The organism is Bacteroidota bacterium (assembly GCA_017303975.1).
In the GTDB taxonomy this organism is placed as follows: Bacteria; Bacteroidota; Bacteroidia; order JAFLBG01; family JAFLBG01; genus JAFLBG01.
The window spans coordinates 37,636-48,224 of sequence record JAFLBG010000027.1 but is presented as its reverse complement, the minus strand read 5'-3'; the positions used below and the strand labels follow the sequence as shown (position 1 = coordinate 48,224).

General features: G+C 34.8%; 9 protein-coding genes and 1 tRNA gene. 7 read left to right on the top strand and 3 right to left on the bottom strand.

Annotation, left to right across the window (positions count from 1 at the left end; translation table 11 throughout):
• Positions 1–171 precede the first annotated feature (171 nt).
• A complete protein-coding gene (locus J0M08_09855; GenBank protein MBN8703358.1) occupies positions 172–456 on the top strand; it encodes a GIY-YIG nuclease family protein in 285 nt (94 codons plus the stop codon).
• A gap of 131 nt (positions 457–587) precedes the next feature.
• Here J0M08_09855 and J0M08_09850 read toward each other — a convergent pair whose 3' ends face one another.
• The gene (locus J0M08_09850) at positions 588–3,428 is read right to left on the bottom strand and encodes a TonB-dependent receptor (protein ID MBN8703357.1); all 2,841 of its coding nucleotides are present in this window, start codon (positions 3,426–3,428) and stop codon (positions 588–590) included.
• Between the two features lie 96 nt (positions 3,429–3,524).
• Positions 3,525–6,482 carry a CocE/NonD family hydrolase gene (locus J0M08_09845; protein MBN8703356.1) on the bottom strand — a complete coding sequence of 986 codons (2,958 nt, stop codon included), beginning with the start codon at positions 6,480–6,482 and terminating at the stop codon, positions 3,525–3,527.
• Between the two features lie 390 nt (positions 6,483–6,872).
• Here J0M08_09845 and J0M08_09840 point away from each other — a divergent pair.
• Positions 6,873–6,943: transfer RNA gene (locus tag J0M08_09840), tRNA-Cys, on the top strand.
• 206 nt (positions 6,944–7,149) lie between these two features.
• Positions 7,150–7,575: a DUF2141 domain-containing protein gene (locus J0M08_09835; GenBank protein ID MBN8703355.1), complete on the top strand. Its 426-nt coding sequence runs from the start codon at positions 7,150–7,152 to the stop codon at positions 7,573–7,575.
• A gap of 106 nt (positions 7,576–7,681) precedes the next feature.
• Here the strand turns inward: J0M08_09835 and J0M08_09830 are convergent, their stop codons facing one another.
• Positions 7,682–8,143: a rhodanese-like domain-containing protein gene (locus J0M08_09830; GenBank protein MBN8703354.1), complete on the bottom strand. Its 462-nt coding sequence runs from the start codon at positions 8,141–8,143 to the stop codon at positions 7,682–7,684.
• Between the two features lie 220 nt (positions 8,144–8,363).
• Here J0M08_09830 and J0M08_09825 point away from each other — a divergent pair, with 220 nt between their 5' ends.
• The 4 genes from J0M08_09825 to J0M08_09810 are packed head-to-tail and all read left to right on the top strand — an operon-like array spanning position 8,364 to position 10,571.
• A complete protein-coding gene (locus J0M08_09825; GenBank protein ID MBN8703353.1) occupies positions 8,364–8,702 on the top strand; it encodes a helix-turn-helix transcriptional regulator in 339 nt (112 codons plus the stop codon).
• The gene (locus J0M08_09820) at positions 8,692–9,426 is read left to right on the top strand and encodes an ImmA/IrrE family metallo-endopeptidase (protein MBN8703352.1); all 735 of its coding nucleotides are present in this window, start codon (positions 8,692–8,694) and stop codon (positions 9,424–9,426) included. The genes J0M08_09825 and J0M08_09820 overlap by 11 nt, the downstream gene beginning before the upstream one ends.
• Entirely contained in the window at positions 9,410–9,931 is a 522-nt protein-coding gene (locus J0M08_09815; protein ID MBN8703351.1) for a hypothetical protein, read from the top strand. Before J0M08_09820 ends, J0M08_09815 begins: the two co-directional genes overlap by 17 nt.
• A 19-nt stretch (positions 9,932–9,950) precedes the next feature.
• Complete coding sequence (locus J0M08_09810; GenBank protein MBN8703350.1) at positions 9,951–10,571, top strand: hypothetical protein; 621 nt, start codon at positions 9,951–9,953, stop codon at positions 10,569–10,571.
• Positions 10,572–10,589 lie beyond the last annotated feature (18 nt).

Here is a 10,589-nt window from a genome sequence, read left to right as displayed (position 1 = left end):
ACGTAACAAAATTTATTAGCAGCCTTGACCTTTTATTGCTTTTGTGTCAAGGCAAAAGCAAAATAGCAGGCTATTTTAATTGCTCTTGTTCAAAAAAGGTTCTAACTTGCTTCAGTAACGCCCACCACAAAAACCTTCTAAACATAATTAGTTTAGAAGGTTTTTTATCTTATGCCAAGCTGCTACATTATTTTTAGTAAAAAGTTGAATCGCTTTTATACAGGGGCAACGCAAGATTCCGTAGATGTGAGAATTACAAAACATAATAATCACTTCTATGGTAATTCTCATTTTACTGCTAAGGCTAGTGATTGGGAGCTTTTTCTGTATATCGAGTGCAACACTTTTAATCAAGCGTTAAAAATAGAAAAGCACATCAAAAAAATGAAAAGCGCACAGTATATTAAAAATCTAAAATCTTATCCGGAATTAGTTACAAAACTGAAAAACTTATAACACAGACTCCCCCGATAGCCATTGGGGATTTTTTTGTTTGTTCCGATTACAACATAAAACCCTCAACAAACAAAAAGGAGATGAAGTAAAATACTTCATCTCCTTTTTACATAATAAACCCTACTATTTTCTTATTTATTTTTAAAAGCACCTACATCGCAAAGCCATGTAACATAAGCCATCCTGCCAATTGTTGGAGCTCCGTAAGCTTCTCTTCTCTTTTCGTTAAGCAAGTTAGAGCACCCTAACCGCACTGTAGAATGGTATTTCGGGAACTCGTAAAATAATTGCACATCAACAATTCGATAACTGCTTATATCTCCATTGCCAAAAGTACTTTCCCAACGATAGGTATCAACCCACTGAAAATTAGAAGAAAAACCTAGATTCTTGTACAAATTATTTCCTTTAACACCAATGTTTACTTTGTGTTTAGGCGTATTAAATCCGGGGATAATTTTATCCTGTGCTAATTTACTTGTATCTAACGCAGCATAGGTGTAGTTTGTGCTAATAGAATAATTTTGATTACTTCCTGTAGGCAACAACTGTACCGGACTAAAATAATAAGCAAGCCCAAGACCCCCTCCGTAACTAGACACACTCTCCTTTGCATTAATTGGTGTTTGATACAACCTATATGATTTTGTTAAAATTGCATCCATTCCATTTTCTTCGCCTGCAACAGCATCTCCATTTGGAAGAACAACTCGAGTATCCCCAATAAAATTATCGTAAATACTATAGTATGCATTTGCATCTACATATACTTTATTTGCAATTACTCCGCGATATCCCAATTCTACTGTTCTTACTTGTTCCGGCTTAACAGGATCTAGCTTTACTGTTTCGAGTAATGATGGAGAAATTTCATATGTAGAATCGTAATGTGCGTTAAATGCATTAACAGATTCGAGCGTATATAAATTACTAAACCCATCTAAATTTCCACTTAAAATAATTGGGCCAATATCTAACATTAAATACTGGTTTTGAAGTGTAGGGCTTCTAAATGCCGACTGCGCTGAGAAACGGAATACACTGTTTTTATGTGAATAAACAGCCGAAATTCTTGGCGATAATTGAGGATCAAAATTTTGATTTTTATCTACACGAACAGAACCTATTAACTTCAACTTTGTATTTTCTGTTTTGTACACTTCCTTACTCATTTGAATATATCCACCCACTTCGTAAGTTGACAAATCTAAGTACTTCCCTTTCGGATTGTCTCTTCCATCGGCCAATGTATCAGAAGGGTCTATAAGTGTGTCTCTAAAAATTGTTCCAAAAGATCTTGGTTTAAACAATCTTGCAGAGCCTCCTGCAATAACATCGGCAAACTTAAAATTGAAATTATATTGCCCCTCGACATGCGTAAACGATGATTTATCAAGGAATTTAGACCCAGTTTCTAATCGTGGGTCGTTTACTATTTTATTATAAATAGAATCAAACGCTGCAGTTCCCGGTTTATACCAACCAGAATTGGCAGCAATATTAGCGCGAGAAATAGCTGTATCTACCATCCATGGTTTTAAATCATCCGAAAATTCATCTGTATAGTCAGACAGCGTGTTAAAATATTTACTGAGATATTCTGATATGTATTGCGGAACGCCTTCTTTAGAAACATTAATTCCGGTAAACACAATATCATATGAATCACCAGCGTTCTCGCGAGTTGTATATGCTTTCACAAAAAAACGTTTGCCTGTCAACTCTAATTTATGTTGTTGAAATAAAATATTGTTTATGCTATATCGATTCGACCCCTGATACACTGCGGTTCCCTGACCAAGCTTATACACATAAGACGCACGCAAACTATCGCTAAATTTATAATGAAGCTCGGCACCCAATTTTAAACTTTTTACTTTATTATCAGACAAGTCAGACTCCATATACCCAGGAGCCGTAATTTTTTTCTTGCCTAATCCTCTGAAACCTTCTTGGTTAAAGTCTAACCAGTCGTTCAGCTTAGTAAAATCAGAAGCCTTTTGTGGATCGCTATCGTACTTTAACCCTCTAACGATAGCACTTAAATCTTGTGTGGTAGAAATATCTCCATATTTATTTGCTGCGGTATCATCTGCAACCCAATCATCAGCACGAGTAAAAGAACCCGTAATTTTTCCTCCCCATTTATTATTTTTTCCAAAAGTCTGTGCATGTCTAAACTGAGCCTCCACCAAGTTGTTTGTAGCTCCTTTCAATTGAACTGTTGTTCCCGGGAAGTCGTATGGATTTTTTGATGTCATACTTACCACTCCTTGAAACGCATTTGGACCATACAAAGCAGATGCTGCTCCTGTAATAATTTCAACACTGTGCAAATCAATATCGCTTACTCCCACTAAATTACCAAGTGGGAAATTAAGACCCGGGGCTTGATTATCCATACCATCTACAAACTGCACCATTCTAATTGGGGCTGTGGAGTTAAACCCGCGCATATTAACTGTTTTGAAACCCATACTAGATTGATTAACGTCTACTCCACCTAGGTTACCCATGCTTTCATAAAAATCTCCCGATGCAGCTTCTTTAATTTCTTTTGAATTCATTTTCTTTATAGAAACAGGCGATTCCAAAATAGTTTCACTAACACGAGAACCGGTAACAACAACTTCTTTACCATAAACTGCTGTTGGCTCTAACCACAAGTCGATTGTAGTTTCTCCTTTTTCAAGTGTAACCTCTCTTTTAGAATAGCCAACGTATGCCACTTGAAGAATCACCTCCTCTTTATCAGCAAAGTCAACAGTTAGTTCGTAAGCTCCATTAATATCAGTGGTAACACCTGTGGTAGTACCCTTGATAACTATAGCCGCAAAAGCAAGTGGCTGCTTGGTACTTTTATCTGTTAAAACTCCGGAGATTTTTTGTTGGGCAACTACAGTAAAAAAAGAAAGATTTAAAATTAAAAACGCAAAATTCTTTACTAGCTTAAAAGGAGATACTTTTTTCATTACACTATTTTCTAGATTTTATTTATTTGAAGTGCAAGCCATATAACTAACTATGGCTTGCACAAAGGAATTAATTCAAAAAAAAATGGAATTCGTTTAACGATTAATAATTAATTTTCTCATCGACTTTTCATTCGTTCTGCTGTCTGTTACTTCTACAAGATAAATTCCTGTTGGAATATTCTTCACATCCAAATCAACTTGATCTTGGAATGCTTTAGACTCAAGCAATTGCTTGCCAGTAATATCCAATAAAGCAGCTTTGTATTCTGAGTTTGTAGAAAGATATATGCTTACTTTATCTGAAGCCGGATTTGGATAAACAAGTATATTCAATCCTGAAGAATAATCTTGTTTATCTTCGTTCAACGACAGCGGAGAGCTTGTAAATACAGGCAATTCAATACTAGACGGGTATTGAGGAGAAAAAGCAAGTCTTTGTACTGCAACTCTTGGCATCATAAAAGAGCCATCCGGTGTTTTGTTTGTTCCTTGTCCATCACCTGGTTTTCTTCTAAAAAATTCTCCATCTGCAATTGGAATGTTTGGATTAACTTGAAAGCGAGGAAAATTACTACTACTGATAAGTATTTTTATTTTATGGTTTTTACCCCAGGTATATGCAATTGGGAAAAATTTGAATCTGAATTCATACACTTGTCCAATATTAATATTTGTAAATGGAGTATTATCATTAGGGAAAGGGAAATCTTCATCCATACTTGGATTGTCCACTAAGTTTTTAGCATAATCTCGTGCACGTGCATTTACAGCGCCTTCTACAACAAAGAGTTCTCTTCCATCAGGATATACATCGAGAATCCTAACCATAAAATCTGTGTCTGTAAGTCCACTGGAGGCTCCTGCAGGATTTGTTTTTGCATACAATGTTGCAACGGGTGCTCCTATAATACATAAAGAATCTTGAATCGCATTACTTGAAAATTGTATTACACCTGGCCTGTTCATTGTATAGGAAGAATATAATGGACTTGTCATATCTACTTGTCCTCTAGTTATATCATTGCTATTGGGTATTTGCTCAAGCATGTTACCACCACCGGCTGTAATAACAGGATCGTTAGGATCGTGCACATAAATTTTATATCCTTCATCAGATGTTGGTGCAGTAGAATTAACAGTTCCGTTATTATGTAAATACATTTTCTGCATACTGATACCAGTTGGAGGTGGAAATGTATTGGACGAAAACCAATAGTTACCCACATTTACATTATTAGCCGAATCATTTACTGGACCAATAACATAAAACTTCACATTCGGAAGGTTGGCAAAGTTCTTAATAGGAGCCGGGGAAATAGGTTCATTATCTAATTGACTCATCATTGGTTGCCCAAGTGCAGGAATACTAATAGTTATTTGATGCACGGTATAAGGAGGGAATGGATCTTTGTATTCCATCTTTAAATTATTTAAGCCACCGGAACCATTCATAAAATTTAGGAACTCATGAAATTGCATTTTAAAATCTTGAGATGGTATTCTTACTTTTATCAATCCTCCTTGCCATTTGTGGCTTGCAGGTATCATAAACTTAGGATCTCCAAGATATTGACTAGGGTTATAATTTAGGTTGTAGCGATACCAAGACACAAACTCTGATTTCAATACATCTGTAATCGAAACATCTTCGTTATCTCCGGATATATTCACGCCTATACCGTCTAATACATTTTCAGGATATTTGTTTGCACCCACCATATCTCCTGTTTCTCTCGAACCAATGGTTCCGTGCGCCCAAGGACCTATTAATATTTTTTGCAGTTTTTTGTTTCCATACGTGTTGCTCAAATATTTTTCGGCATAATTTCTTGACTCAATTTGTCCATCAATAAAAATATCATACCAACCAGTAAGATTATAAATTGGCACTTCCATGTTGGTGTAGCGACTAAATGTACCGGTAGCACTTCCTTCGCCATTGGCATCTACCATTGCACGACTAACATCCATGTCAATTCTGGCAGGGGAATTTGGATAGTATCCAGCCGGCTCTAAATTGCCATTTGCGTCCGGATATCGGGTTACACAAAAGTGGTCGATTGCACTATTTGCAGCCACAAATTTATTTGGCAATCCGTAATCAAATGCACTGTGAATGGCATTTTGAATGTCATTATCATTTGCAATTTGTGCTGAATCTTGATACTCTGTAATAGCATCAGTACCGGTAAATATTTGTCCTTTAAGCCATCCGGTAACTAATCTATCTCGCAACACTCCATTGTGAAAGCCGGTACTCTTAAAAAATTCGCTTGGTCCTACAATTGGCAATAAACATTTAAGTCCAGGCTTGCTTGGGTCTATCCTATGTGCCGCAGCAGCTTGATATTGATTGTATCCCAATGCCGACCCTCCGAACATTCCAATTCGTCCATTAAACATGGAGAATGACTCTGTAGCAGGATTTATAACACCATCATTATTTATATCATACGTTCTAATTAAATTATTGGTATCCAACATAAACTGAATACTGTTGTACCCATCTTCGTGCTTATTCCCATTTTTAGGGTCGCTCAAAGGTGTTAAATCCAATACATGTTTTGTTAGTGGATGATATGGATTTTTGTTCCAACCATCGCTATACAGCGGAAGATAAACACCTTCGGAGGTGTATCTACCTCTCATATCTTGTTCAGCATACGCATAACCAAGAAGCCCCAAAATACCGCCAATAGGAGAATTAGCGTGCTTATTGTAAGGAGTACGGGTAAAAATTAATGGCATTTTGTATGGATTAGGATTAGACTGCCCATTAAGAGTATCGTAAATCAATAGCTGAGTTCCTTTGCTGATCAACTCTAAATTGGTGCTTCCAAAACCAAAATTTATATTAACCATTAAACAATCTTGAACTACCGGAAGAAACACGTTAGTCATTAGCTTTATACTATCCGGCATTACAAATGGAATGTCGTATCGAACAGCAAAATCGGTAATGGTATCTAGCTTACCATTGTTACTCTTTTGCGCAAAGCTATTCATGGCAATAAAAAACAATACAATAGAGGTAAAAATAATTTTTCTCATTTTCTTATTCTGTTTGTGTTTAATAATCTACTCAAAAAAAGCAGATTTAAAGTTTAGGCATTTTGTTTCGTTGTTTTTTTTGTGTGCTGCAATGGCACGCAAACAACTTACAATTTTGCAATGCAAATGTATTTAATTTTTTTCTTAAAATAGCGCAATCAGACCACAGATTATGGCTAAAATCAAAAGGTTTTTAACCAACTTAGCCCCTATTTTATAAACAACTACAATACATATTGGTTCAATACATACAACACAATTAGCTTCAATCAACCAGCCTCATTGCAAGTATTCTCTAAAGACATTGACAAATATCTTTTTTTGAAAAATAATCCTTACCTTTGCATTGCATTATTAGAATTAATAAAACTTTAATTCTTAAATAAATAAGGTCCTGTGGCCGAGTGGCTAGGCTGAGCTCTGCAAAAGCTCCTACTGCGGTTCGAATCCGCACGGGACCTCTACTTAAAACAATAAACCCCTGTAATGTAATTCATTTCAGGGGTTTTGTTTTTGTTGGTGCCGACAATGTTGTCTTTTTAAAACAATTTCATCACATTTTTTTTCCATCTTAAGCAACAATTAAAAACTATATAAATAGCAAAAGGGGGTTTAAAAAATGCTAAGGAAGCATAGATCTGATAATTACAATAGAAAATAGAATACAATGAGACTATTAGTTTTCTTACTATTGCTTTTTACATTAGCCCATCTAGCTGTGGCTCAAACAAGCACCATTGCTTTGACCATTGAAGGCATACAAAATACTAATGGGAAAATTCAAATCGGGCTATATAACCAAAAAAGCGACTTTGGCAGCTATGATAAAGTATTTATCGGAGTTGTTGCCACACCTTTACTAAACAAAATTACCTACACCTTCAAAGATATACCTGACGGTACTTATGCAATTGCCACTTGGCATGATACTAATGATAATAAAAAAATTGATAAAAACTATTTCGGAATACCCACCGAAAAATATGGATTCTCTTTAAACAAATATGGCACATTTGGCCCTCCAGATTTCGAGGACGTATCTTTTAAGATTGGAAATGCTGAAAACGTAAAATTAACTATTAGATTAAAATAAGTTGGCAAAACCAAAATACAATTCAATATCAATTTAAAAGAATAATAGAAAGGAATTACCAATTGTGTGCTTCATTATTCTCAAACAATTTCCAAGAATACTCTCCTTACTCCATCATCGGATAACCCTTGTCAATCCAATCAACCTTTAGATTATCGGCTAAATTTAACAGTCGTGGCTTTTGAAAATTTAAGTCTTTTAACAAAGCAAATGCAGGGCGAATATTGGGGCAATTCTTAAAAGGACAGCAGCCACAATAAATTACTACTTCTTTGTCTTTCGAAACGGTAGATAATTGCTTCTTTAGATTCTCCAAATTTTCTTGTTCTTGCGTTGGTCCAATTTCAACCGAATTTTTAATTTTTCCGGATGGCCCAATATTAAATACAACCACAGACAATAGCTCTTGGGAGGTCAATAGTTCATTTAGCTTTGCAGGTGGCATAAGTTCCGCCTCTGTCCAAGGCTCTTTTCCGGCTTCCGCAGAAGTATTGGTTGAATTTACATTGCAGGCAGAGGCTCCAATGGATAGTATAATTGCTACGAAATAAATTATTTTGCTCTTCATAAATATATAGGATTACTGTTTAAAGTTCTATTTTCCAAGCTGTACTACCAAATTTAGCAGTAAAAATTTCGCCAAAGGAAATGGAGAATAGAGAAAGGGGAATACGGATTTGAAACAAATTTGTTTTTGATAATCAGGCCAATATAAAAACCTGCATATAATTGTTACAATTATTGACTAAAAAATGAAGTTTCCATATATTTGTAACAATCTTAGCAATATGAAAATCGGACATATATTAAAAGCATATCGGGAGAAAAATAAGTTTTCTCAAGAAGCTGTGGCTTCTTTCCTAGACATTAAAAGAGAATTGCTTAGTTATTATGAAAATGATAGCAGGGAGCCTTCGGTTGAAATTTTAGAAAAGTTGGCGGATGTATATGGGGCTGAGCTGTCTGATTTTTTTGAAACAGATATAAATCATATCAATACCAATGTTGCTTTTGCGTTTAGGGCAACTGAGATGAAAGAAAAAGATTTGAAAGAACTGGCTCAATTTAGAAAAGTGGTAAAAAATTATTTAAAAATTATTGATTTAGAAAAGAAGAATGCCGAATAATTATTTTTTACAAAAGGAAGCATCCGATTTTCGTTTGCGAAATGGCATTGGAGCATGTGAGCCGATACGTATGAAAAGCTGGTTACCCAAACTGGGTGTGATGGCCATGTTTAAGCCTATGTCGGATAATTTTTCCGGAATGGCAATTAAGCATAGTGATTATAAATTTATAATCATAAATTCCAATCATCGCGTGAGTAAACAGCATTTTACAATAGCGCATGAGTTTTATCACCTGTTTGTTCAAAAAGATTTTGTGTACGAAGTTTCCAATGCAGGTAACTTTGATAAAAAAAATAAAGTGGAGTATGAGGCCGATTGGTTTGCAGCATATTTATTAATGCCGGAGGAGTGCTTACTGTCTCTTATTCCTAAGGATGAATTGAGTAAGAATAAAATTGAATTAACTACGATTATCAAAATTGAACAATATTTTGCGTGCAGCAGGAGAGCTTTATTGATACGCTTAGATGCCATGGGATTGATTGATTTTGACAAATATGAAAAATATACAACAGGAGTTGTTCGCAGTGCAGAGTTGTTAGGGTACGATACCACTTTATACAAACCCGGCAACAAAGGCCTGGTAATAGGCGATTACGGAGCCAAAGCAAAAAAATTATTTGATAATGGTATTATTTCAGAATCTCATTTTATCAGCTTAATGAAGGATATAGGAAAGGATATTGAAAATTTAGCAGACGATAATGAGCAGGAAGAATAAGCCGGATATACTGTTAGATGCAGATGTGGTCCGTCACTTTTTAAATGGAAGTTGCCTACATAAACTCTCCGCTATTTTTCCGAACAGGTTGGTAATGTTGGACAAAGTGAAGAATGAACTATGCAGAAGTAAAAGCTTAACCACACCCATTACTAATTTTATATCTCACTTTAAAATCCCGGTAATCTCATTTCCTACTAAAACGGAGGTAATTAGGGAGTACGCTCTTTTGATAAAACAATTTGGAGAGGGGGAAAGCGCTTGTATGGCCGTAGCAAGGTTTCAAAACCATTATATTGCCAGCAGCAATTTGATAGATATTAAAGCATATTGCAAACAATACAACATCATCTACTATACGACAATGGACATATTAGTAATAGCTATGAACAAAAAAATAATGACAGAAAAGGAGTGTGATGAATTTATTAAAGATGTGAAAGCAAAAGGAAGTAAGTTGCCTTGTGATACGATGAAGGAGTATTTGAAGACTAAGAATTTGTGATTTTTTAAAAGTGAAAGAAATGACTCAAGAATTAGAACAGTTAGCAAATGCGTTAAATGGAAAATCTAACCTTCGCAATACTTTCGATAAATGCATTTCAATATTAGCTGATAATGGATGGTATATATCCAAAACCATGTCAATTGGAAATATTTTCAACTCAACGACCATAGTCATAAAAGAAGGCAAGGAGGCAATTGATAAAGCAATGTGCAACTATTATAAAAATAATTTTAGTAGAGTTATTGATGAATTTATATCTGATTTCCCCGAGAGAAAAGAGATAATTAAACAAGCAAAAAAGTGTCATGATAAAAAAATGTTTTTTGCTTCTACAATTTTATTTACTTCACAAGCTGATGGAATTTGTGAAGGATTTTTATTCAAAATAAAAAGAAAAAGAAAGGATGGACTGAAATCCTACCTTGAAAAAAACAATGCGCCTGATTATATTACAAAGCTTTTAATTGAAATTAGGGGAATTGATGCTTTTTTTGAAGACAATCATCTATATAATTCTGATTTTAATAGACATGGAATAATGCATGGATTAGATAATGAATATGGAAATGAAATAAATAGTTATAAAGCACTTTCATTATTGAGTTTCGTATCAAATCTATTCACAAGAAACAATTAGTAACTCTCTTAAAATAAA